Annotated in this window: 15 protein-coding genes and 1 riboswitch; of the genes, 6 read left to right on the top strand and 9 right to left on the bottom strand. The window is 74.7% G+C overall.

Going from position 1 to position 23,441, the window contains the following annotated elements; genetic code table 11:
- Window positions 1-45 precede the first annotated feature (45 nt).
- Both ACWEFJ_RS31250 and ACWEFJ_RS31245 read right to left on the bottom strand, forming a co-directional pair.
- Window positions 46-1,494 (bottom strand): flavin-containing monooxygenase, encoded by a 1,449-nt coding sequence (locus ACWEFJ_RS31250; RefSeq protein WP_449715942.1) that lies wholly within the window; start codon window positions 1,492-1,494, stop codon window positions 46-48.
- Between the two features lie 565 nt (window positions 1,495-2,059).
- Window positions 2,060-2,947, bottom strand: a complete 888-nt coding sequence (locus ACWEFJ_RS31245; RefSeq protein WP_449715941.1) for a transglutaminase-like domain-containing protein — start codon at window positions 2,945-2,947, stop codon at window positions 2,060-2,062.
- 417 nt (window positions 2,948-3,364) lie between these two features.
- On the opposite strand from ACWEFJ_RS31245, the gene ACWEFJ_RS31240 reads away from it, so the two are divergent.
- Window positions 3,365-5,029: a peroxidase family protein gene (locus ACWEFJ_RS31240; protein ID WP_449715940.1), complete on the top strand. Its 1,665-nt coding sequence runs from the start codon at window positions 3,365-3,367 to the stop codon at window positions 5,027-5,029.
- Window positions 5,030-5,183: 154 nt separating this feature from the next.
- On the top strand, window positions 5,184-6,572 hold the full coding sequence (locus ACWEFJ_RS31235) for a rhamnulokinase (RefSeq protein ID WP_449715939.1): 1,389 nt from the start codon (window positions 5,184-5,186) through the stop codon (window positions 6,570-6,572).
- 81 nt (window positions 6,573-6,653) lie between these two features.
- On the opposite strand, the gene ACWEFJ_RS31230 is transcribed toward ACWEFJ_RS31235, so the two are convergent.
- The gene (locus ACWEFJ_RS31230) at window positions 6,654-7,382 is read right to left on the bottom strand and encodes a FadR/GntR family transcriptional regulator (RefSeq protein ID WP_378091735.1); all 729 of its coding nucleotides are present in this window, start codon (window positions 7,380-7,382) and stop codon (window positions 6,654-6,656) included.
- Window positions 7,383-7,423: 41 nt separating this feature from the next.
- Between ACWEFJ_RS31230 and ACWEFJ_RS31225 the strand changes: the two genes are divergently transcribed.
- From ACWEFJ_RS31225 to metH, 4 genes are all read left to right on the top strand, one after another.
- The gene (locus tag ACWEFJ_RS31225) at window positions 7,424-8,152 is read left to right on the top strand and encodes a (Fe-S)-binding protein (RefSeq protein WP_378091733.1); all 729 of its coding nucleotides are present in this window, start codon (window positions 7,424-7,426) and stop codon (window positions 8,150-8,152) included.
- Window positions 8,149-9,546 (top strand): lactate utilization protein B, encoded by a 1,398-nt coding sequence (locus ACWEFJ_RS31220; RefSeq protein WP_449715938.1) that lies wholly within the window; start codon window positions 8,149-8,151, stop codon window positions 9,544-9,546. Before ACWEFJ_RS31225 ends, ACWEFJ_RS31220 begins: the two co-directional genes overlap by 4 nt.
- Window positions 9,543-10,190 carry a LutC/YkgG family protein gene (locus ACWEFJ_RS31215; RefSeq protein ID WP_378091729.1) on the top strand — a complete coding sequence of 216 codons (648 nt, stop codon included), beginning with the start codon at window positions 9,543-9,545 and terminating at the stop codon, window positions 10,188-10,190. Before ACWEFJ_RS31220 ends, ACWEFJ_RS31215 begins: the two co-directional genes overlap by 4 nt.
- Before the next feature lie 70 nt (window positions 10,191-10,260).
- A riboswitch (S-adenosyl-L-homocysteine riboswitch) is annotated at window positions 10,261-10,339 on the top strand.
- Between the two features lie 14 nt (window positions 10,340-10,353).
- A complete protein-coding gene (metH, locus tag ACWEFJ_RS31210) occupies window positions 10,354-13,941 on the top strand; it encodes a methionine synthase (RefSeq protein ID WP_449715937.1) in 3,588 nt (1,195 codons plus the stop codon).
- A 291-nt stretch (window positions 13,942-14,232) separates the two neighbouring features.
- Here the strand turns inward: metH and ACWEFJ_RS31205 are convergent, their stop codons facing one another.
- The 6 genes from ACWEFJ_RS31205 to ACWEFJ_RS31180 all read right to left on the bottom strand — a co-directional run bounded on the left by ACWEFJ_RS31205 (window position 14,233) and on the right by ACWEFJ_RS31180 (window position 23,438).
- Window positions 14,233-17,325 (bottom strand): efflux RND transporter permease subunit, encoded by a 3,093-nt coding sequence (locus tag ACWEFJ_RS31205; RefSeq protein ID WP_449715936.1) that lies wholly within the window; start codon window positions 17,323-17,325, stop codon window positions 14,233-14,235.
- Between the two features lie 369 nt (window positions 17,326-17,694).
- Window positions 17,695-18,135 carry a hypothetical protein gene (locus ACWEFJ_RS31200; RefSeq protein ID WP_378091720.1) on the bottom strand — a complete coding sequence of 147 codons (441 nt, stop codon included), beginning with the start codon at window positions 18,133-18,135 and terminating at the stop codon, window positions 17,695-17,697.
- Window positions 18,128-18,511, bottom strand: a complete 384-nt coding sequence (locus ACWEFJ_RS31195; protein ID WP_378091718.1) for a hypothetical protein — start codon at window positions 18,509-18,511, stop codon at window positions 18,128-18,130. Before ACWEFJ_RS31195 ends, ACWEFJ_RS31200 begins: the two co-directional genes overlap by 8 nt.
- 58 nt (window positions 18,512-18,569) lie before the next feature.
- Window positions 18,570-21,497, bottom strand: a complete 2,928-nt coding sequence (locus ACWEFJ_RS31190; RefSeq protein WP_449715935.1) for a hypothetical protein — start codon at window positions 21,495-21,497, stop codon at window positions 18,570-18,572.
- Complete coding sequence (locus tag ACWEFJ_RS31185) at window positions 21,488-22,450, bottom strand: hypothetical protein (RefSeq protein ID WP_378091714.1); 963 nt, start codon at window positions 22,448-22,450, stop codon at window positions 21,488-21,490. The genes ACWEFJ_RS31190 and ACWEFJ_RS31185 overlap by 10 nt, the downstream gene beginning before the upstream one ends.
- Entirely contained in the window at window positions 22,440-23,438 is a 999-nt protein-coding gene (locus ACWEFJ_RS31180; RefSeq protein ID WP_449715934.1) for an AAA family ATPase, read from the bottom strand. Before ACWEFJ_RS31180 ends, ACWEFJ_RS31185 begins: the two co-directional genes overlap by 11 nt.
- Window positions 23,439-23,441 lie beyond the last annotated feature (3 nt).

The raw sequence follows: 23,441 nt of genomic DNA, 5'->3' as shown, positions 1-23,441 counted from the left end.
TCGCGTCCACGGGGACAAGGACGCGCCGTGCCGGGGAGGGGTTGCCTACGATCGGGCCGTGCCGACGAGGTCGCGGTCCAGGTTGCCGCGCAGCGTGGTGACCGAGTCGAGCAGGTAGTTCTGCCGCACCCGCCACGGGCCGCGGTCGCCCTGGCGCGGGAACGCGTGGATGGCGCGCTGGACGTAGCCGGAGGCGAGGTCGAGCAGCGGGCGCGGGACCGGCGGGCGCTTCGGCGTGGGGACGACGGAGGCGTAACCGCGGTCGTCCATGTGGTTGAGGACCCGGCACACCAGGCGTGAGGTCAGGTCGGCGCGCAGCGTCCAGGACGCGTTCGTGTAGCCGAGGCAGACCGCGAAGTTCGGCAGGCCGGTGATCATCGCGCCGCGCCAGACGAACTGCTCGGACAGCTCGACGCGGCGGCCGTCGACGCTCGGCGCGATGCCGCCCAGGGCGAGCAGCCGCAGACCGGTGGCGGTGACGACGACGTCGGCCGCGAGTTCCCGCCCCGACCTCAGCCGCACGCCGTCGGGGGTGATCGTGTCGACGTGGTCCGTGACGACCGACGCCCGGCCGTCCTTGAGCGCGTGGAAGAGGTCGGCGTCGGGGCTCGCGCACAGCCGCTGGTCCCACGGGTCGTAGGTCGGGGTGAAGTGCTCGCGGACCGTCCGGGCGTCGAGGACCTGGGCGGACAGGCCGGTGAGGAGCTTGCGCGCGGCCTTCGGCAGGCGGCGGCAGAACTGGTAGAAGGCGAGGTTGACCAGGATGTTCTTGGCGCGGACCAGGCGGTGGGCGGCGGTCGCGGGCAGGACGGCGCGGGCGGCGTCGGCGAGGCGGTCGCGCCCGGGGACCACGCCGATCCACGTGGGCGAGCGCTGGAGCATCGTGACGTGGGCCGCGGTGCGCGCCATGGCGGGCACGAGCGTGACCGCCGTCGCGCCGCTGCCGATGACGAGGACCCGTTTGCCGGCGTAGTCGAGGTCGTCGGGCCAGAACTGGGGTCGGACGACGACGCCGCGGAACGCGTCGAGGTTCGGGAGGGCCGGGTCGTGCGGGTGGTCGTAGTCGTAGTAGCCGGCGCAGGTGTAGAGGAAGTCGCAGGTGATCGTTCTCGTCGTGCCGTCGGTGGCGACGGTGAGCGTCCAGCGGGCCGTCCCGGTGTCGAAGTCGGCCGCGACGACCTTGGTGCGGTAGCGCACGAGCCGGTCGATGCCGAACTCGGCGGCCGTGGACCGGATGTACCGGAGGATCGACGGCCCGTCCGCGATCGCCGCCGCCTCGCGCCAGGGGCGGAACGGGTAGCCGAGGGTGAACATGTCGGAGTCGGACCGGACGCCGGGGTACCGGAACACCTCCCACGTGCCGCCCAGGGTGTCGCGGGCTTCGAGGATCGCGACGGACTTGCCGGGGCACTCGGTGCGGAGGCGGAAGGCCGCGCCGACACCGGAGAGCCCGGCGCCCACGATCACGACGTCGAGGTGCTCGGGAGAGGTCATGACGTTCAGTGTGGTGGACGGGGCGACGATCACCCCACTCCCTCCGACCTGCGGTTTCGCCCGACACCCCGAACCCGATCGAGTGAACCTGTCTTGCCCGACTCACCAAAACACCGTTATCTTCACCGTCAAACGTCGGTTGAAGAAATGAGGCCCCGCTCAACCACCGGCCTGCCCAACCACCCGCCGCCCCACCCGCCCCCTCGACGCCCCCGCCCCGTAGACGCGAGGCGGTGACCGGGGAGACGCGAGGCAGTGGCCGCGGAAACGTGCGGCAGTGGGAGGGCGAACGTGCGGCACCGACCCGCTCGCATCGAGCGTCCGCGCCCCGTAGCGTCGCGTCGACCGCCGGGCGGTCGAGCGCCTGCGGCCTGGGCGCGGCCGGCGTCGGGAGTCGGGGATGCGCCGGGCCGGCGGTCGAGGATCGACCCGCGCCGGCTCGCCCCCGGTGGCGGCCGGCCCGTCGCGGATCGGGCGCTCGCGGGCGGCGGGGTCACGGTGGCCGCGGGCGAGACGGGCATGCAGGAGCGTCCACCGGGGACTGTCCGTCGTGGACAGAGGTGGCTCAGCGCAGTGTGACCTCCACCGGTGCCAGGGTGGTCTGGTCGATGGACGTGATCACCGGTGGCACGCGGTAGGGGTCGGTGGTGAAGATTGCGCTCACGTCGGCGCTGTCGGGGTCTTGGAGCAGCGCGGCCAGCTCGTCGGCGGCTGCGGCGTCCTGTTCGGACACTGCCGGGTCGGACACTGCCGGGTCGTCGGTCAGGCAGCCCCACAGGTCCCAGAGGATCATCTCGTGCTTGTTCAGCGCCGCGAGGTCCTGCACGAGGTTGTGCCGGATCTGTGGCAGGCCGCGCAGGCGCGGGTCGGTCCGGTCCGGGGAGATCACGAAGCGGTCGGGGTCGAGCGCGCCCGACCGGCACGCCCGCCACGCGTCCGCGCCCACCAGGAAACGGTCTCGCGGCAGGTCGGTCGGATCCACCCCGCCGAGGTCGGAGTCGGGGACGGCGAACTGGGGGTCGACCAGCCGCCACCGGTCGCCGTCCCACACCTCGGCCACGACGTGGTCGACGTGCCGGCCGGGCACGAGGTACGCGGCGAACCCGACCCGCGACCGTGCCGGGATCCCGCACTGCCGCGCCATCGACACGAACAGCAGCGTGAAGTCCCGGCAGCAGCCCAGGATCCGCTCCGTCGTCGCCCGTTCCGCGCCCAACGGCCCGGGATTCAGCTCGTGCAGGCGCGCGAGCATGTCGGCCGCGTAGCGCAGGTCCACCTCGGCCCGCCGCGCCGGGAGGAAGCCGTGGTCGGTGACGTCGCCGTTGCCCCAGAAGTGGAACACCAGGGTGGACGCGGTGCGGTGCAGCTCACTCAGGTCCGGCTCGATGCCGTTCAACCACCCGGTCAGTGGACCCGGATCGGTGAACCGGCTGTGCGTCGCGTAATCGATCATCCGTGAATCCCCCTCGGCGTGTGTGCCGACCTGTCTACGCCCTGCCCCAAGGGCACGGTCAACGCCACCGAGGACGTGCGACCGGAGGGGGATTTGCAACGCCACCGAGAACGCCTGAACGACTGCACGCGCCCGAACGCCGCCGAGAACGCCGGACGGCCGCCAAGAGAGGACGCCGGGTGCCGCGGGCGTGCCTGAACGCGGCCGACAACGGCTGACGGGCAAGGAAATTCACAGGATCTCTCAGGAAGCTCCCGACCAGCGACTTGCCGGCCCGCGTGGACTGGCGCGATCGGCTCAGCGGAATGGTCCGGGTATCTGATGGACATCGCCTGGTACATGTGTAGTTGGGGCGGCCACAGGGGGTGCGTTCGTCCCGCCCGGTCGATCCGGGCAACCACATGACCTGGGGGGTCAATGAAGCAGCACGGCACGAACAGCTTCTTCGTCGTCGGCGAGGGGGTGTTGGAGTTCGACCGCGACGGCGTGGCGACGGCCCGCCAACCGCTCACCGTGGAGGAGTTACGCCGGTTCCGGTTCTCCCGGCTCGGCCCGGAGGGTCCGCGGTTGGACGAGGAGACCAGGATCGCGCTGGCCACCGCCATGACGGCGGACGTCCCGCAGCAGGACTCCGCCGCGCCGCCGGTGCCGGCGGGGTTCACCTACCTCGGCCAGTTCGTGGACCACGACCTGACCATGGACCGCACCGAGGCGCAGCTCGGCGAGGAGGTCAACCTCGACGACCTGCTGCAGGGCCGGTCGCCGGCGCTGGACCTCGACTCGGTCTACGGGCGCGGTCCGGGCGACCGCAACGACCGGATCTTCTACGCCGCGGACGGGGTGAAGCTGAAGGTCGGCACGACGTCGCCGACGCCGTTCCCGGACGAGCGGGTGAACGTCGCGTTGGAGGGGTTCGACCTGCCGCGGTTCGGCGCGGCGGGCACGACGGGGGCGGACCGGCGTCGGCCGTTGATCCCGGACGCGCGCAACGACGAGAACCTGATCGTCGCGCAGCACCACCTGGCGTTCATCCGGTTCCACAACCGGGTCGTGGACGAGTTGGCGTTGCGCGGGCTGACCGGGCGGCGGTTGTTCACCGCGGCGCGGGAGGAGGTGGTGCGCCACTACCAGTGGGTGCTGCGCACCGACTTCCTGCCGCGGATCGTGGACCCGGCCGTCGTGGACGACGTGTTCGCCAACGGCCGGCGGTTCTTCGAGGCGCCGGGTCGCGGCACGGCGCCGCACGGGCTGCACCCGACGATGCCGCTGGAGTTCTCGGTCGCGGCGTACCGGTTGGGGCACAGCATGGTCCGGGGCGCGTACCAGTGGAACCGGGTGTTCAACTCGGCCGGTCCGGGCGGGGTCGCCACGCTGTTCCTGCTGTTCGTGTTCACCGGCACGTCCGGCAACTTCGACCCGGGCTCGGCGCTGCCGGACCTGGACAACCCGAACTCGGGCACGGTGGACGCGCTGCCGACGAACTGGATCGCGGACTTCCGCCGGCTGTACGACTTCACCGAGGCCGACCGGCCCGACCTGGTGCCGCCGACCGCGGACGGCGGCAACGTGGCCAAGCGGGTGGACAGCCTGCTGGTGAACCCGTTGACGCAGCTCCCGGCGGGGTCGTTCGGCGGGCGCGGCGGCACGGTGCCGGAGATCCAGCGCAACCTGGCGTTCCGCAACCTGACCCGGGCGGACATGGTGCGGTTGGCCAGTGGTCAGCAGATGGCGGAGTTCCTGGGCGTGCCGCCGTTGACGGACGAGCAGGTCCTGGTCGGCAACGGCGGGGCGGTGCTGGACTCGTTGACCGACGCGCAGAAGGCCGCGGTGACCGCCGCGACGCCGCTGTGGCTGTACGTGCTGCGGGAGGCGGAGTTCGCCGGCGGCCGGCTGGGGCCGGTGGGCGGCCGGATCGTGGCGGAGGTGTTCCACCGCGCCATGGAGGGCAGCCGCACGTCGATCGTGCGGGAGCCGTCGTGGCGGCCGCGGTTCGGGCCGGACGCGCGGACGTTCCGGATGACGGACCTGCTGCTGTTCGCGTTCGAGGGCAAGGCCGACCTGCTCAACCCGCTGGGCGACTGAGCCCGCGCGGCCCGGGTCCGGGGTCGCCGGCCCCGGGTCGCGCGGTCGCCGTCCGGTCCCCGGTCCTCCCGGGGATCGGACGGCGTCCTTGACAGGGCGGGCGCGGGGCGCTTCACTGCGGTGGTTTGAAACGATTCAAGCCGAGGAGTCGCCCATGTCGTCCGTCGCCGGGGTTTTCGGAGCCGTGGACATCGGCGCCTCGGGCGGCCGGGTCGTGGCCGGGGTGGTGGCCGGCGGCCGGACCACGCTGCACGTCGTGCACCGCTTCCCGAACGGGGTGGTCCACCGCGACGGGCGCCTGCGGTGGGACTTCACCGGCCTGTACCGGGAGGTGCTGACCGGCCTGCGGGCGCTGGCCGCCGGGTTCGGCGAGGTGGCGTCGATCGGCATCGACACCTGGGCCGTGGACTACGGGCTGCTGGGCGCGGACGGCGAGCTGCTGGCCGAGCCCGTCTCCTACCGGGACGGGCGGACGGCCGAGGCGGTGGAGCGGGTGCACGCGCGGGTGCCGTTCGAGGACCTGTACGCGATCAACGGCCTGCAGTTCCTGCCGTTCACCACGCTCTACCAGCTGGAGGCGGAGCGGTCGTCGCCGCTGTGGGAGAAGGTCGCGCACGTGGTGCTGCTGCCGGACCTGCTGGCGTACTGGTTGACCGGCGAGCTGCGCACGGAGATCACGAACGCGTCGACCACGGGCCTGCTGGACGTGCGGACGCGCACGTGGTCGGCGGAGCTGGCCGCCGGTGTGCCGTTGCCGCCGTTGCAGGAGCCGGGCGAGGTGCGCGGCGTGCTGCGGCCGGAGGTGGCGCGGGCGACCGGGTTGCCCCGCGCGACGCCGGTCACGGCCGTCGGGTCGCACGACACGGCGTCGGCGGTGGTGGCGCTGCCCGCCGACGGGTCGCGGTTCGCCTACGTGTCCAGCGGGACGTGGTCGTTGGCGGGGGTCGAGCTGCCGGCGCCGGTGGTGGACGGGCGGGCGCGGGAGCTGAACTTCACCAACGAGGGCGGGGTGGACGGGCGGATCCGGTTCCTGCGCAACGTGGGCGGGTTGTGGCTGCTCCAGGAGTCGATGCGGGAGTGGCCGGGGCTGGACCCGGCGGACCTGCTGGCGCGGGCGGAGGCGCTGCCGGCGGGTGGGCCGACGGTGGACGTGGACGACCCGGCGTTCATCCCGCCGGGTGACATGCCGCGTCGGATCGCGGAGGCGGCGACGGGTCCGTTGGCGGGTCCGGTCGAGACGGTGCGGTGCGTGCTGGACTCGTTGGCCGTCGCCTACGCCCGCACGGTGGACCAGGCGGCGCGGCTGACCGGGCGGGACGTGGACGTGATCCACGTCGTGGGCGGCGGGTCGCGCAACGACCTGCTGTGCCGGTTGACGGCGACCCTGTCCGGGCGGCGGGTGACGGCGGGTCCGGTGGAGGCCACCGCGTTGGGCAACGTGCTGGTCCAGGCGCGGGCCCACGGGGCCGCCCCGGCCACGCTGGAGGACATCCGGGGGCGCCTGGCCGATTCGGAGGACGTCCGGCATCACCTGCCCGAGTGACGTCCGGCGGGGTTCGCGGTGACGGGGGGCCGCGGCGGGGCCGGGGTTCGCGGTGGCGGGGGTCGCGGCGGGGCCGTCCGGTCACGTCGGACCCGCGTGGCGGGCCCATTCGCGGTGGAACCCCCGGACGTGGCGGGTCACGCGGGCCGCGGCCAGCTCGCCGTCGCCCGCCCGGACGGCGCGCAGGATCGACCGGTGCTCGCGGCGCAGCCGGACGGCGGTGCGGGACCAGTCGGGCAGGGCCTGCACGGCGTCGAGCACGGTGCGGTGGATCGCGTCGCGCAGGGCCGCCATGATCGCGGTGTTCACCGCGTTGCCGGCGGCGGCCGTGAGCGCGACGTGGAAGTCGGCGTCGAGTTGGTGGAACGCGTCCGCGTCGAGGTCGGGCGCGTCCATGCGGGTCAGCAGGTCGGCGGCGCGGGCGAGGTCGGGGTGGTCGGGGGTGGCGGCGGCCGCGCGCACCGAGTGGCTCTCGATCATGACGCGGGTGCCGACGAGGTCGGCCATCGGGAGCCTGCGGGTGGCCAGGTGCAGGCGCAGGGCCGCGCCGAGCCCGCCCGCGGGGTCGGCGATGACGGTCGTGCCCGCGTCGGGTCCGGAGCCGACGCCGCTGCGCACCACGCCCATCGCCTGGAGCACGCGGATCGCCTCGCGGACGGTGGCGCGGCTGACGCCGAGGTCCTCGGCCAGCCTGCGCTCGGCGGGCAGGTGCTGCCCCACGCCGAGCCTGCCCGCGCTCAGCTCCGACTCGACGTGCCGCAGCACCGCGCCGTACCCGGACACCGTCCGCACCTCCTGTGGTCTGACCACAGCCCTGGTGTGGTCAGGCCACGCAGTCTAGACTCGTCGCGGTGAAGGTCGCGCTCTTCGTCACGTGCCTGGTCGACGGGCTGTTCCCGGACGTCGGCAAGGCCACCGTCCGGCTGCTGGAGCGGCTCGGCCACGAGGTGGTCGTGCCGCCGGGGCAGACGTGCTGCGGGCAGATGCACGTCAACACCGGGTACGCGGGCCAGGCGTTGCCGCTGGTCCGCAACCACGTGCGGGCGTTCGAGGACGCCGACGTGGTGGTCGCGCCGTCCGGGTCGTGCGCGGGGTCGGTGCGCCACCAGCACGCGGGCGTGGCGCGCGAGCACGGCGACCGCGCGCTGGCCGAGGCGGCCGAGGAGACGGCGCGGCGGACCTACGAGCTGTCGGAGTTCCTGGTGGACGTCCTCGGCGTCACCGACGTGGGCGCGTACTTCCCGCACCGGGTCACCTACCACCCGACGTGCCACTCGTTGCGCGTGCTGAAGGTCGGCGACCGGCCGTTGCGGCTGCTGCGCGCGGTCGAGGGCATCGACCTGGTCGAGCTGCCGGGCGCGGACACGTGCTGCGGGTTCGGCGGCACGTTCGCGCTGAAGAACGCCGACACCTCCACCGCGATGCTCGCGGACAAGATGAGCGCGGTCCTCGGCACGGGGGCGGGCGTGCTCACGGCGGGCGACTCGTCGTGCCTGATGCACATCGGCGGCGGCCTGAGCAGGCTGCGCGGCGGTGTCCGGCCGCTGCACCTGGCCCAGATCCTGGAGCACACGCGATGACGACGTTCCTGGGCATGCCCGCCGGCGGCGGCAACCTGACCGGCGAGCCGTTCCCGAAGGCCGCGCGCGAGGCGCTGGGCAACGCGCAGTTGCGGCGCAACCTCGCCAAGGCCACCGGCACGATCCGGGCCAAGCGCGCGGCCGTGGTCGCCGAGCTGCCCGACTGGGCGGGGCTGCGGGCGGCGGGGGCGGCGATCAAGGACGAGGTGCTGGCGAACCTCGACGAGTACCTGGTGCGGTTCGAGGAGGCGTTGACCAGCCGCGGCACGCAGGTGCACTGGGCGCGGGACGCCGACGAGGCCAACCGGGTCGTGGCCGGGCTGGTGCGGGCCACGGGGACGCGCGAGGTCATCAAGGTGAAGTCGATGGCCACGGTCGAGATCGGGCTGAACGAGGCGTTGGCCGACATCGGCGTGCACGCGGTGGAGACCGACCTGGCCGAGTTGATCGTGCAGTTGGGCCACGACAAGTCGAGCCACATCCTGGTGCCCGCGATCCACCGCAACCGGTCGGAGATCCGGGAGATCTTCCGGCGCGGGATGCCGGGCGTGGACCCGGACCTGACCGACGACCCGCGGGCGTTGGCGGAGGCGGCGCGCCGGCACCTGCGGCACAAGTTCACGACGGTGGACGTGGCGATCTCGGGCGCGAACTTCGGCGTGGCCGAGACGGGGTCGCTGGTGGTGGTCGAGTCGGAGGGCAACGGGCGGATGTGCCTGACCCTGCCGCGCACGCTGATCAGCGTGGTGGGGATCGAGAAGCTGGTGCCCCGCTGGCAGGACCTGGAGGTGTTCCTGCAGCTGCTCCCCCGGTCGTCCACGGGCGAGCGGATGAACCCGTACACGTCGGTGTGGACGGGGCCGACGGAGGGGCAGACCAGCCACGTGGTGCTGGTGGACAACGGCCGCACGGCCACGCTCGCCGACCCGGACGGCCGGGCGGCGTTGCGCTGCATCCGCTGCTCGGCGTGCCTGAACTCGTGCCCGGTGTACGAGCGCACGGGCGGTCACGCGTACGGCTCGACGTACCCCGGTCCGATCGGGGCGGTGCTGTCGCCGCAGCTCACCGGGGTGGACCGGAACCCGACGCTGCCGTTCGCGTCGTCGTTGTGCGGTGTCTGCTACGACGTGTGCCCGGTGGCGATCGACATCCCGTCCATGCTGGTCCACCTGCGGGAACGGGTGGTGTCGGCGAAGCGGACGACGCCGGAGTCGACCGCGATGCGGGCGCTGGCGTGGGCGATGTCGGACGCGCGGCGGTGGCGGCGGCTGGTGCGGCTCGGGAAGTTCGGCCGGGTGGCGAGCCGGCACGTGCCGCTGCCGGGGTGGTCGGCGGCGCGTGACCTGCCGCAACCGCCGAAGGAGACGTTCCGCGACTGGTGGGAGTCCCGGTGAGCGCGCGGGACGAGGTGCTGGCGAGGGTGCGGCGGGCGAAGGGCGCGCGGGCCGCGACGCCGGTGCCGCGGGAGTACCGGGCGGCGGGCACGCGCGGGCCGGGTGACGTGGAGCTGTTCGCCGAACGCCTGCGCGACTACCGGGCGCGGGTGCGGGTGGCGGAGGCCGGGGAGGTGGCGGCGGCGGTCGCCGGGGCGCTCCGGGAGCGCGGCGCGCGGCACGTGGTGACCGCGCCCGGCACGCCGCCGGAGTGGACCCGGCCGTGGGTGGACGCGGCGACCGGAGCGGACCCCGAAGCCGTCCGGGTCGAGGTCGTGCGCGGTCCGGTGGACGTGGCCGCGCTCGAACGGGCCGACGCGGTGCTCACGGCCTGTCACGTGGCGGTCGCCGAGACCGGCACGATCGTGCTCGACCACGACGCCCCCGACCAGGGGCCGCGCGCGCTCACGCTCGTGCCGGACTACCACCTGGTCGTGGTGCGGGCCGACCAGGTGGTCGCGGGGGTGCCGGACGCGGTGGCGGCGTTGGCCGGGGCGCGCACCCAGACGTGGATCAGCGGACCGTCCGCGACCAGCGACATCGAGCTGGAACGGGTCGAGGGCGTGCACGGGCCGCGCACGCTGGAGGTCGTCATCGTCCGCTGACCGACCGCGAAACCGTCTCACGTCGTGGACGGGTGCGCCCACAAACGCGAATTTCGCTAAGATCGGTCTCCCGACCGAGAGGCGCTGCAACGGGCCTTCGGCCCGCCACGCTCGGTCGGGCGCAAGGACCCGAAGGGCGCCTCCCACCACCATGGGAGGCCGCGTGTCGGAAAACGCCCTGCGAGAGCTGCTCGACCAGCGCGTCGCGGTGCTGGACGGCGCCTGGGGCACGATGCTCCAGGCTGCCGGGCTGACCCCGGCCGACTACCGCGGCGACCTGCTCGGCGACCACGAGCGCGACGTCACCGGCGACCCGGACCTGCTCAACCTGACCCGGCCGGACCTGGTGCTCGACGTCCACCGCCGCTACCTGGCCGCGGGCGCGGACATCACCACGACGAACACGTTCACCGCGACGGGCATCGCGCAGGCCGACTACGGCCTGGAGAAGCTGGTCCGCGAGATGAACCTGCGCGGCGCGCAGCTCGCCCGCCAGGCGGCCGACGAGGCGGGCGGCCGGTTCGTGGCGGGCTCGGTGGGCCCGCTCAACGTCACCCTGTCGCTGTCGCCGCGGGTGGAGGACCCGGCGTACCGGACGGTGACGTTCGACCAGGTGAAGGCCACCTACGCGGAGCAGATCGGCGCGCTCGCCGAGGGCGGCGTCGACCTGCTGCTCATCGAGACGATCTTCGACACGCTGAACGCGAAGGCGGCCGTCGCCGCGGCCCGCGAGGTCGCGCCGCACCTGCCGCTGTGGATCTCGGTCACGATCGTGGACCTGAGCGGCCGGACGCTGTCCGGGCAGACGGTGGAGGCGTTCTGGAACTCCGTCGCGCACGCCGACCCGCTGGTCGTGGGTGTGAACTGCTCCCTGGGCGCGGCCGAGATGCGGCCGCACGTGGCGGAGCTGTCGCGGATCGCCGGCGTCTACACGGCCAGCCACCCCAACGCCGGCCTGCCGAACGCGTTCGGCGGCTACGACCAGACGCCGGAGGAGACGGCCGCGCTGCTGCGGGAGTTCGCCGAGGACGGCGTGGTGAACATCGTCGGCGGCTGCTGCGGCACGACGCCCGACCACATCGCGCGGATCGCGGCGGCGGTCGGGGACCTCGCGCCGCGGTCGGTGGCGCGGGTGCCGGAGCGCAGCCGGTTCAGCGGCCTGGAGCCGTTCGAGATCGGCGCGGACACCGGGTTCGTGATGATCGGCGAGCGCACCAACGTGACCGGTTCGGCGAAGTTCCGCCGGCTGATCGAGGCGGAGAACTACCAGGCGGCGGTGGACGTCGCGCTGGAGCAGGTGCGCGGCGGGGCGAACCTGCTGGACGTGAACATGGACGCCGACCTGCTCGACAGCGAGCGGGCGATGACCACGTTCCTCAACCTGATCGCGACCGAGCCGGAGATCGCCCGCGTCCCGATCATGGTCGACAGCTCGCGGTGGAGCGTGCTGGAGGCCGGGCTGAAGTGCGTGCAGGGCAAGGGCGTGGTCAACTCGATCAGCCTGAAGGAGGGCGAGGAGCAGTTCCTCGCCCAGGCCCGCCGCATCCGCGACTTCGGCGCGGGCGTGGTCGTGATGGCGTTCGACGAGGAGGGCCAGGCCGACACGACCGAGCGCAAGGTCGAGATCTGCGGCCGCGCCTACGACCTGCTGACGCAGAAGGCGGACTTCCCGGCCGAGGACATCATCTTCGACCCGAACGTGCTGGCCGTGGCGACGGGCATCGCCGAGCACAACGGGTACGCCAAGGCGTTCCTGGACGCGATCCCGCTGATCAAGCAGCGCTGTCCGGGGGTGCGGATCAGCGGCGGCATCTCGAACCTGTCGTTCTCGTTCCGCGGCAACGACACCGTGCGCGAGGCGATGCACTCGGCGTTCCTGTACCACGGGGTGCGCGCGGGCCTGGACATGGGCATCGTGAACGCCGGCCAGCTCGCCGTCTACGAGGACATCCCGGCCGACCTGCTGGAGCTGGTCGAGGACGTGCTGTTCGACCGCCGCCCCGACGCCACCGACCGGCTGGTGACGTTCGCCGGCACGGTGTCCGGGTCGGGCACCAGGCGGGCGGTCGACCTGTCCTGGCGCGAGGGCACGGTGGAGCAGCGGCTGGAGCACGCGCTGGTGCACGGCATCGTCGACTTCATCGTCGAGGACACCGAGGAGGCCCGGCTGGCCGCGGCACGTCCGCTGGACGTGATCGAGGGCCCGCTGATGGACGGCATGAAGGTCGTCGGCGACCTGTTCGGGTCGGGCAAGATGTTCCTGCCGCAGGTGGTGAAGAGCGCGCGGGTGATGAAGCGCGCGGTGGCCCACCTGGAGCCGTTCATGGACGCGGAGAAGGAGGCGTCCGGCTCGACCCGCGGCAACGGCAAGGTCGTGCTCGCCACGGTGAAGGGCGACGTGCACGACATCGGCAAGAACATCGTCGGCGTGGTGCTGGGCTGCAACAACTACGACGTGGTCGACCTGGGCGTGATGGTGCCCGCGGCGAAGATCCTGGACACCGCGGTCGCCGAGGGCGCGGACGCCATCGGCCTGTCCGGGCTGATCACGCCGTCGCTGGACGAGATGGTGTCGGTGGCGGCGGAGATGCAGCGGCGCGGGATGGACCTGCCGCTGCTGATCGGCGGGGCGACGACGTCCCGGCAGCACACCGCGGTGCGGATCGCGCCCGCGTACGACCGGACCACGGTGCACGTGCTGGACGCGTCCCGGGTGGCGGGCGTGGTGTCGGCGCTGCTGGACCCCGACCGGGCGCAGGAGCTGGCCGAGGCGAACCGGGCCGAGCAGCAGCGGTTGCGCGAGGAGCACGAGAACCGGCAGAGCACGCCGTTGCTGACCGTCGAGCAGGCGCGGGCGAACGCCGAGGTGGTGTCGTTCGACGACCTGCCGACGCCCGCGTTCACCGGGCTGCGGGTGGTGGAGCCGTCGGTGGCCGAGCTGCGCGAGATGATCGACTGGACGTTCTTCTTCCTGGCCTGGGAGCTGAAGGGCAAGTTCCCGCGGATCCTGGAGACCAACCCGGCGGCGCAGGAGCTGTTCGACGACGCGAACGCCATGCTGGACCGGATCGTCGCGGACGGGTCGTTGCGGGCCCGGGGCGTGTACGGCTTCTGGCCCGCGCACGCCGAGGGCGACGACATCGTGGTGGACGGCAGGCGGTTGCCGATGCTGCGGCAGCAGACGGCCAAGCCGCAGAGCCGCCCGAACCGCTGCCTGGCCGACTACGTGGCGCCGGCCGGCGACCACCTGGGCGGGTTCGCGGTGGCGATCCACGGCGCGGAGGAGCTGGCCGCCCGGTACGAGCGGGAGCAGGACGACTACAAGGCGATCATGGTGAAGGCGCTGGCGGACCGGCTGGCCGAGGCGTTCGCCGAGCACGTGCACCTGCGGGCGCGGCGGGACTGGTTCGAGCCGGACGCCGAGCCCGCGCTGGAGGACCTGCACGCCGAGCGGTTCCGGGGCATCCGGCCCGCGTTCGGCTACCCGGCGAGCCCGGACCACAGCGAGAAGCGGGACCTGTTCGAGCTGCTGGGCGCGGAGCGGGTGGGGCTGGCGTTGACGGACTCGTTCGCCATGACCCCGGCGGCGGCCGTGAGCGGTGTGATCTTCGCGCACCCGGCGTCGCGCTACTTCACCGTGGGCCGCATCGGGCGCGACCAGGTGGAGGACTACGCCCGCCGCCGCGGGATGGCGGTCGAGGAGGTCGAGCGCTGGCTGCGGCCGAACCTGGCCTACGAGCCGGAAGCCTGACCCCGCCGGACACTCCGCCCAGGGGCTCGTCGCGCTCCGGCGAGGCCCGGCGGCCCGGGGCTCGGCACGCTCCCCGGCCCTCCCGACCGCGACCGCCGGCCCCGCGGCCCGTCGCGCTCCAGCGCCACCCGGACCGCGACCCGCCGGAGGTGACGCCCTGCGCTTCCACGGGTTCGGAAGCGGCGGAGGTTTCCCACCGGGCGCCCGCCGCGCCGTCGGGGCCCGACCGGGTCGCCACCCGGCGAGGCCCCGCCGCCGCGGCGGGCGACGGGGCCTGTCCGACCGGCGTGCTCAGACGGCGACCGGTTCGCGGTCCCCGGTCGGGCGGGGTTCGGCGCGCTTGGCCGCCCGGCGTTCCTTGCGGCCCTCGACCATCGAGTAGAGGGTCGGCACGAGCACCAGGGTGAGCAGCGTCGAGCTGATCAGCCCGCCGATCACCACGATCGCGAGCGGCTTGCCGATGAACGCGCCCTCGCCGGTGATGCCGAGCGCCATCGGCAGCAGCGCGAAGATCGTGGCCGCGGCGGTCATCAGGATCGGCCGCAGCCGCCGCCTGCCGCCCTCGACCACCGCCTCCCGCACCGGCATGCCGTCCCGCCGGTACTGGTTGACCAGGTCGATCAGCACGATCGCGTTCGTCACCACGATGCCGACGAGCATCAGCATGCCGATCAGCGCGGGCAGGCCGAGCGGGGTGCCGGTGAGCAGCAGCAGGCCGATCGCGCCGGTCGCCGCGAACGGGATGGACACCAGCAGGATCAGCGGCTGCACCAGGCTGCGGAACGTGGCCACCATGATCAGGAACACGATCGCGATCGCGGCGAGCATGGCCAGGCCCAGGTCGGCGAACGTCTCGGCCTGGTCGGCGCTGACGCCGCCGATGCTGTGCGCCGCGCCGGCGGGCAGGTCCAGCGCGTCCAGCCGGGAGGTCAGCTCGGCGGTCACCGCGCCCAGGTCGGAGCCGGTGGCCTTGGCCGACACGGTGGCGCTGCGCGCGCCGTCGGTGCGCCGCACCTGCACCGGCCCGTCCACCACGGACACCTCGGCGACCTGGCCGAGCGTGACGCCGCCGGGCAGCGGCAGCGCGCGCAACGCGGCCACGTCGGTCGGCGCGGTCCCGGTGCGCAGCAGCACCTGCCGGGCCTCGCCGTCGACGGGCAGCTGCGCCACCGGCACGCCGCGCAGCGCCTGCGCCGCGAACTGGCCGATGGTCTGGCCGGAGAGGCCGCGGGCCGCCGCCGCGGCCGCGTTCACCGTGACCTGCACGCGGGGCGCGCTCACCGACAGGTCGTTGGTGACCTCGCCGACGCCGGGGGTGTCGGCGACGGCCCGCTGCACGCGGTCCGCGGCGTCCCGCAGGGTGGCCTCGTCGGGCGCGGTGACGAGCACGTCGATCGTGTCCGAGCCGAAGCCGGACGCCGCCGCGCCGAACGCCACCTCGCCCGCGCCGGGGGTGTCCTTCAGCCGCTCGGTCAGCCGGTCCTGCAACGCCTCCAGGTCGGTGCCCTCGCGGACGGTGGCGCGGACGCTGGTGTCGCCGTCACCGCCGAAGCCGAACGCGGCCAGGCTGTTGTCCGTGCCGACGGTGACCTGGTAGGTCTCGACCTCGTCGGTGTCGGCCAGCACGCCCTCGAGCTTGCGCGCGGCCTCGTCGCGCGCGGCGAGACCGGTGCCGGGCGGCAGCTTCTGGCTGCCCTGCAACGCGGTGCCGCCCGCGTTGTCGATGAAGTTGGTCTCCAGGGAGCCGGCCAGGCCGAGCGTGCCGCCGAAGATCAGCACCGCGATCAGCAGCGTCGCCCAGCGGCGGGTGGTGGCGAACTTCAGCACGGGCACGTAGGCGCGTTGCAGCGGGCTGCGGCGCTCCTTCTCCAGCGCCGCGTCGCGGGCCTTCGCCGCCTCCTCCGGGTCGGTCGGCACGGCCGGCCTGCGGAGGAACCAGAACGCGAGCACCGGCACGATCGTCAGCGACACCAGCAGGGACGCCAGCAGCGCCACGGTGACGGTGACGGAGAACGGGCCGAACAGCTCGCCCGCGATGCCGCCGACGAACGCGATCGGCAGGAACACCGCGACCGTGGTCAGCGTGGACGCGGTCACCGCGCCCGCCACCTCGCGGGTGCCGTCGAGCACGGCGCGCTGCTTCTCCTCGCCGTAGCCGAGGTGCCGCTTGATGTTCTCCAGCACCACGATCGAGTCGTCCACCACCCGGCCGACCGCGATGGTGAGCGCGCCGAGGGTGAGCAGGTTCAGCGACAGGTCGCCGGTGTAGAGGGCGATCAGCGCGACCACCACCGACAGCGGGATCGACACCGCCGTCACCAGCGTCGACCGCACCGACAGCAGGAACAGCAGGATCACCACGACCGCGAACAGCAGGCCGAGCAGGCCCTCGGTGGTCAGGCCGCTGATCGCCTTCTCCACCTGGGGCCCCTGGTCGAACGCGACGGACAGGGTGGAGCCGGCCGCCTCGCCCCACGCGCCGAGCTGCTCCCGCACGCGCTGGGAGATCTCGACCGCGTTGCCCTCGGAGGTCATGGTGACGCTGATGCCGAGCGTGGGTTCGCCGTTGGTGCGGGTCAGCGCGGTGGCGGGCGCGGGCGCGGACTCGACCTGCGCCACGTCGCCGAGCCGGACCGGCCCGGCGGGCGAGGCGAGGAGCAGGCCGCGCAGGTCGTCCACCGAGGCGACCGGGCCGCCGACCTGCACGGTCAGCGCCTTGTCGCCGTCCGCGACGGTGCCGGCGGGCACGACCGCGCCGGCCGTGGTCAGGGCCGTGGTGAGGGCCTGCGGCTCGACCCGGGCCGCGGCCAGCCGGGCGTAGTCGACGGTGACGGTGACCTGGCGGTCGCGCTCACCGCTGACGGTGGCCTCCCGCACGCCCGGGATCGCCTCGAGGTGGGGCACGACCTCGGCGCGCAGCCGGGCCGCGGCGGCGATGTCGTCGTCGCCGGAGGTCGCGGCGAGCGCGATGACCGGGATGTCGTCCGTGCTGCCCTGCGCGACGGTCGGCTCGACGCCCTGCGGCAGGCGCGGCTGGAGCCGGTTCACCGCCTGCTGCACCTGCGCCACGGCCGCGTCGACGTCGGTGCCGTAGGTGAACATCACCTGCACGGTCGCGGAACTCTCGGCGGAGCGGGTGAACACCTGCTCGACGCCGTCCACGCCGCGCACGGCCGACTGGATCGGCTCGGCGACCTGGCCGTCCACCAGGTCCGGCGACGCGCCGGGGTAGGGCGCGATGACCACGGCGGCGGGCAGCTCGATGGACGGGAACAGCTGCTGCTTGATCGAGGGCAGCGCGAGCACGCCGAAACCGATCACGAGCAGGCTGAGCAGCCCGACGAGGCTTCGGTTGGCCAGGCTCAGGCGAGCCAGCACGGACATCGTGGGAATCTCCTTGGTGGGCGGACCTGCCGGCGCGTCGCCGTCGGCACAGCCGACTATCGGGCAACCGCACCGGGCGCCGCGGGCGGATGTGCGAACGGTGGCACACCCCACCTGAGAACCGGCTCAGACATGGGTTGGCTGCGCCGCCGCCCGGACGGCCCTGACCTGCGCCAACCGGGTCGACACCGGATCGGGTGACGTCAGGTGATCTTCATCACGGAGGCCGGGGGGCGGGCCCCCGGCCTCCTGCACCCACGACGGCGCACCCTGCCGGACGCCCTTGGTCACGACCGCCGCCACGGATGGGCCGCCGGCTGTGGGGGTCCGGCGGCTCGAACGCATTACGAGGGCGGCGCGCCGTCCGGTTCAGCGGTCCGGTTCGGAGTGCCGCAGTGCCGCGTGGCGCAGCCCGGTGCGGCGCAACCAGAGCAGGCCCAGCACCGGCAGGACGAGCGGCACGAACCCGTAGCCGCCGCCGAAGTCCGACCACACCGTCGCGTCCGGGAACGCCGCGGGGAACACCAGGCTCGCCGCGCCCACCACCAGCACACCGGCCAGCTCGACGCCGCACGCCAGGTAGGCGACCCGCCGCGACACCACGCCCGCCAGGGCGGCGGTCGCCACCACGTACACGACCGCCGCGAACGCCGACAGCACGTACGCCAGCGGGGCGTGCCCGAACCGGGTGGCGAGCTGCACCGCCGACCGGGCCGTGGCGGCGACGGCGAAGATCCCGTACACCGCGATCAGCATCCGGCCCGGACCGGACCGGGTCGTCTCCCGCAGCACGTCGGACCGCTCAGCCATGGGACGTCCAGAGCTGGTTCAGCCGCAGGATCATCACCGGCACGCTCACGCACGCCACGGCCAGCACCCCCGCGCCCCACCGCGACCGGTCGCCCAGCGCCCAGAACGCGCCGACCGGCAGCACCGCCACCGACGCCAGCAGGTAGCCGAAGAACGTGGGCAGGTCCAGGTCGCCGCGGTCGCCGCCGAGCACCAGGGCGGTGGCGACCACCGCCTGCGCGAGCAGCCCCACCTCCAGCAGCACGACCACCGCGGCCAGGCCGAGGGTGGGTTTGGTGGCGAGCGTGACGGGCCGGTCGGTGATCACCAGCACGAGCGACCACAGGGCCGCGACCAGCGCCACGACCGTCAACGCGGACGCGAGGAGTGAGATCATCAGGTCTTCCGTTCGTGAACTGCCACCGCGCAACGTACCCCGCGCGGCGTCGGCCGCCTCAGAGCGCCCGGCGCAGCGCGGCGGCCAGGGCCGCCTCCTCCCGGTAGGCGACGGCCACGCTCCCGGTCAGGCCCGCGAACCGGCGCGACGCCTCCCCCGCCGCCGCCGACGCGGCGGCCCGGTCGCCGGCCTCGGCGAGCCGGTGCGCGTGCCGGCTCAGCGCCACCGCCAGCTCGGCCGCGAACCGGTCCGCGTCCGACCGCGCCAGCGCCCGGTAGATGTCCACGGCCCGCGCCGTCTCCTCCACCGCGCCCGCGCCGCCGCTCGCCGCGGCGAGCTGCCTGCCGTACCCGACGAGCCTCATCACCAGCTCGCGCTTCGACGGGCTCGACTCGGCGTCCCGCAGCTCGTCCAGCAACGCCACCGCGGCCCGCGCGGCCCCACCGCGGCGGGGCTCCCCGGCGACCTCCACCAGCAGGCCGTAGCCCTCCGCCAGCAGCGGCTTGTAGCGGGCCGGGGCGGACGCGACGAGCCACCGCAGGTCCGTGACGGCGCGCTCGGCCGTGGCCAGGGCGCGCAGCGGCAGCGACGCCGCGGCCAGCCGGCGGCCCAGCTCCAGCCGCCGCCGGGCGCGGGTCGTCGGGGGGAGGTCCGCGGCGAGCGAGCGTTCGAGCAGCAGGCACGCGCCGAAGTCCGCCGAGCCGCCCGGCGGCAGCCGCGACACCACCTCCTCCACGGTCTCGGGGTCGGCCGAGGCCGCGAGCGCGGCGAGCACCACGTCCGGCGAGGTGGCGACCAGGTCGGGACGGGTGGCCGCGACCTCGCGCACGAGCGCGCGCGGGCCGACGCCGTCCGCCGCCGCGACCCTGGCGAGGGCGTGCCGCGCCACGTCGTCCTCCCGCGCGACCAGCCGGTCGAACACCGCCCGCACCGCGCGTCCGGCCAGGTTCAGCCGGGGCGCGCCGGCGGCCACCGCGTCGACCAGGTCGGCCACCAGCGGACGCGTCCGGATGCCGACGACCTCGTCCCCGGCGTCCGGCGGGTAGCAGCGCGTCACCGCGTCCAGCAGCGCGGCGGACCCGCCCGGCGCCTCCTCGACCAGCCGGCGCGCCGCCTCCCGGGTCACCGGGCCGGCCAGCGTGACGGACAGGACCGCCTCGGCGAGGCCCGGCACGCGCCGTCCCAGCAGCCTCGGCCACGACTCGGCCTCGCAGGCGAGCAGGTGCGCCGCGAGCCGGGCCGGGTCGTCGGGCGGCGGCGCGTGGCCGCGCACGGTGAGGGCGGCGGCGAGCGCGGTCATCGCGACGGTGGCGGGCGGGGCGGGGGAGGGCACGGCGGGCGGCACCACGGTGATGTCGAGCGCGTCGCCGAACGCGCGGGCGAGCCGGGTCGGGGAGCACTGCGGGGGCGTGACGCGCGACTGCGACACCTCCGCCTCGGGCAGGCACTCCTGGAGGGCTTCCCACCAGCGGCCCGGGGAGCGGTCCAGCACCACCACGCGGAGGGGGCCGGCGGCCGGGTCGTCGAGGAAGTGCGCCAGGTGGGCGGGCGGCCACACGGCCGTGTCCTCCACGACGAGCAGACGCCCCACCGCCCCGCCCGCCGGCACGGAACCCCCGGCCGCGTCGGACACCGGCACGACATCCCCGGCCGCGTCGGACACCGCCCCGCCCGCCGACGCGAAGCTCCCAGCCGGGTCGGGTTCCGCCCCGCCCGCCGGCACGAAGCCCTCGGCTGTGTCGAGGACGCGGTCGCTCCTGTGCCGCTCCGGAGTTCGACCGGGTTGCTCCGCCGCGCCACCGACCGGCCGGGCGGGGTCCGCAACAGTCGCGGGCAGGGCGCGGCGCACGTCCCACCCCGCCGCCCGCGCGGTCCGGGCCAGGCCCGCCGCCACCTCGGTCAGCCCGTCCCCCCTCGGCTCGTACAGCAGGCGCACCGCGACCGCCGCCGATCCCGACAGCCACCGGGTCAGCTCCGGCAGGTTGTCGTCCAGCACCGGCTCCGCGAGCCACGGCGCGCGCTCCAGGAGCGTGCTCGGCAGCACCTCCCCCGTCGCGGCCCCACCCCGCGGCCCGAACACCGGCAGCACCCCGGGCCGCGGCAGTTCGCGCAGGTCGTAGGCGTGCCGCCGGGACGTCCGCACCCGCACCGCCCCGGCCGGCACGGCGACCAGCGCCTCGCCGCCCGCCCGCACCCGCACGACCCGGCTGCCCGCGGCGGTGGTGACCTCCACCAGGACCGGGTCGGTGGCGACCGCGGTCAGCACCTCGCCGTCGCCCCGCTCCCCGCCCAGGCGCAGCACGCCGTCACCCAGCGACACCGGCAACTCGGCGGTGCCCACGTCGTCCTCCACGAACCACGCGTCCTGCGGCGTCAGGTCCGGCGGCACGTCCGCGACGCTCACCCGGTCCGGGTCCAGCCGCTTGTTCACGACCTGCGCCAACCGCCAGGCCGCCCGCGTCGCGAGCACCGACCTCGGCAGCCGCCGCCACGCGCCGAACGCCCAGTCCGCGATGCCGTCGCGCCGCTCGACCACCAGCGAGTAGTGCGCCCGCCGCAACCGCCGCGCCGCCTCCGCCAGGTCCTCCGCCGACCCGCTCAGCGCGAGCCTGGTGACCTGCTCCTCCAGGTACAGCGTCGGCGGCAGCACGGGCCGGTGCACGGCGTCCAGCACGTGCCACACCAGCCGGATCGGCTCGCTCGGCTCGGCGTCGCGCAACCGGCGCGCCAACGCCTCCCGCAGCACCGGCAGCGCCTCGGCGCGCAGCGACACCGCGTCCGGCCCGCGGGCACCGACCAGGTCGCCGAACCACAGGTCGGACTCCGCGCCGACGTCCAGCCTCGGCAACGCGGTCAGCCTCATCGCCCGGACCAGCTCGGGCTCGATCCGGGTCGCCGCGCTCAACGCCACGGCGAGCTGCACCCCGCCCGGCAGGCGGTCGAAGTCGCCGCGCAGCTCCTCCTCCAGCCGACCGGTCAGCCCCACGACGACCTCGCCCCCACGTGCCCGGCGGTGGTCCGCCGGTCCCACGTCACCAGCGGCAGCAGCGCGGTCAGCCACGCCGGTCTGCGGTCCGGCGGCGCCGGCACCAGGCCGACGGGCGCGCACCCCCGCCACCGCATGTCCCGCACGCACGCCTCCCACGCGGCCCGCCGGTCGCGGCGCGCGCCCAGGCCGAACCCGGACAGCACCAGCACCCGGCCGCCCGCGGCGGGCGGCCGGTACGGCTCCCACGCCTCCTCGTCGTCCGCGCCGCAGCCGTCGGACGGCGTGCCGGCGAAGTACCGGACGTCGGTGACGCTCGCGCCCATCACCTTGCGCACGTCCTCCACCAGCACGTCCTGGTCGCGCCGGAACGGCTCCATGTCCGCGCCCCGGTCCACCAGCACCTGCACGCCGTACCGGGACGTCGGGACGGGCTCGCGCGGGATCTCCCGGACCGGCCGGCCGCGCGCGATCGTGTCCAGCAGGGCGGCCACGTCGACCGGGCCGTCCGGCACCCACCGCGACAGCATCGCCGTGATGATCGCCCGGGTCGACGACCTCGCGAACAGCGGCTCGTGCGGCGGCCTGGCGCGCAGGTGGCGCTCCTCGGACGGGGGCAGCCGCACCACGTCCCCCCACGGGAGGGGTTCCGGGTCGTCCGGCGTCAGCGGCCGGACCGACGTGCCCGGTCGCCGCGGCCGCCACCGCGGCGGCACGGGCGGCGCGAACGGCGCGGGCGGAGCCGGTGGCTCCGGGATCCGCGCGGGGTCGGCGGCCCGGTCCCGGCCGGGCCGCCGCGACGGCCCCGGGTCGGGCGGCACCGCCGTCCCCTCGTCGTCGGGCGGGCCGGTCAACCCGAGCAGGGCCGCGACCTCGCGGATCGTCGCGGGATCGGTGACGCCCAGCCGGGCCTGCGCCCGCACCAGGTCGCCGAACCACAGGTCACCGGCCACCGCCCCCTCCTCCCGCCGCCGCGACCCCGGCCGTCGGCCTGGTCTTCACCAGCACGAGCCGGCGCAGCAGCTCCCACCGGTCGTCACCGGGCCGCACGCCCGTCTGCCGGCAGGCGCGGAACGCGTCCAGGAACTCGGCGGTGCTCGGCTTGCGCAGGTTGGCCGCCACCGCCTGCTCCCGCGCCTCGACCAGCGCCCCGGCGAGCGCGTCCGCCAGCGCGCGGTCCGCGGCGGTGACCGCGCCCTCCTCCGCGGCCAGGTGCGCCACGGCGATCTCCACCAGCTTCCCGTGGTCCGCGTCGGGCACCCAGGCCACCACGCACCGGCGCAGGAACGCGGGCGGCAGCTCGCGCTCCTCGTTCGTCGTCACCACGACCAGGTGTTGGGCCCCCGCGCCGGCCGCGGCGCCGGCCGGCGGTTCCTTCCGCACCGTCTCGCCGATGTCGGACACGTCGAACTCGCCCGAGCCGAGCGGCACCAGCAGCCCGTTGGGCAGGTCCGGGTCCGCCTTGTCGATCTCGTCCACGAGCACGACCGCGTGGTTGCCGGACACCTCGCCGTCCCGGGGGCGGCACGGGTCGGTCGCCTCGAACCCGGCCGGCAGCGGCCCGTCGCCCGGCACGCCCCGCCGCCGCGCCCGGCCCGGCGCGAACGCCCACCACAGCACGCCCGGCTCGACGTACCGGTGGTCCTGCCACTCGTACCGCTCCTCGCGCGCCCACCTCGTCTGGGCGTCGGCCAGCCGGTGCACGCTGTCGTAGGTCCACAGCAGGTCGCGCGCCTGCGTGCGGGCCGTGACCACGTGCTCGTAGTACCGCCACTTCCGCTGGTGCGCGATGTGGCGGGCGAGCGACGACTTGCCCGACCCGGGGTCGCCGCGCAGCAGCAACGGCCGCCCGGTGGCGAGCGCGACGTCGACCGCGAGGGGCATCCCGTCGGGCATGACGTAGACCGAGGGGTTCCGGTCGGGTGCATCCGCTGGGGACACGGC

Source organism: Actinosynnema sp. NPDC004786, from assembly GCF_053601135.1.
Note: the sequence above shows the minus strand (reverse complement) of the source record. Positions and strands in the feature narration are given on the sequence as shown.

What these genes read in the sequence shown, in the direction of transcription:
- ACWEFJ_RS31245 (WP_449715941.1), bottom strand. Translation starts at nt 2,947, where the DNA reads ATGATCGATTACGCGACGCACAGCCGGTTCACCGATCCGGGTCCACTG.
- ACWEFJ_RS31250 (WP_449715942.1), bottom strand. Translation starts at nt 1,494, where the DNA reads ATGACCTCTCCCGAGCACCTCGACGTCGTGATCGTGGGCGCCGGGCTC.
- ACWEFJ_RS31205 (WP_449715936.1), bottom strand. Translation starts at nt 17,325, where the DNA reads ATGTCCGTGCTGGCTCGCCTGAGCCTGGCCAACCGAAGCCTCGTCGGG.
- ACWEFJ_RS31200 (WP_378091720.1), bottom strand. Translation starts at nt 18,135, where the DNA reads ATGGCTGAGCGGTCCGACGTGCTGCGGGAGACGACCCGGTCCGGTCCG.
- ACWEFJ_RS31240 (WP_449715940.1), top strand. Translation starts at nt 3,365, where the DNA reads ATGAAGCAGCACGGCACGAACAGCTTCTTCGTCGTCGGCGAGGGGGTG.
- ACWEFJ_RS31235 (WP_449715939.1), top strand. Translation starts at nt 5,184, where the DNA reads ATGTCGTCCGTCGCCGGGGTTTTCGGAGCCGTGGACATCGGCGCCTCG.
- ACWEFJ_RS31220 (WP_449715938.1), top strand. Translation starts at nt 8,149, where the DNA reads ATGACGACGTTCCTGGGCATGCCCGCCGGCGGCGGCAACCTGACCGGC.
- ACWEFJ_RS31195 (WP_378091718.1), bottom strand. Translation starts at nt 18,511, where the DNA reads ATGATCTCACTCCTCGCGTCCGCGTTGACGGTCGTGGCGCTGGTCGCG.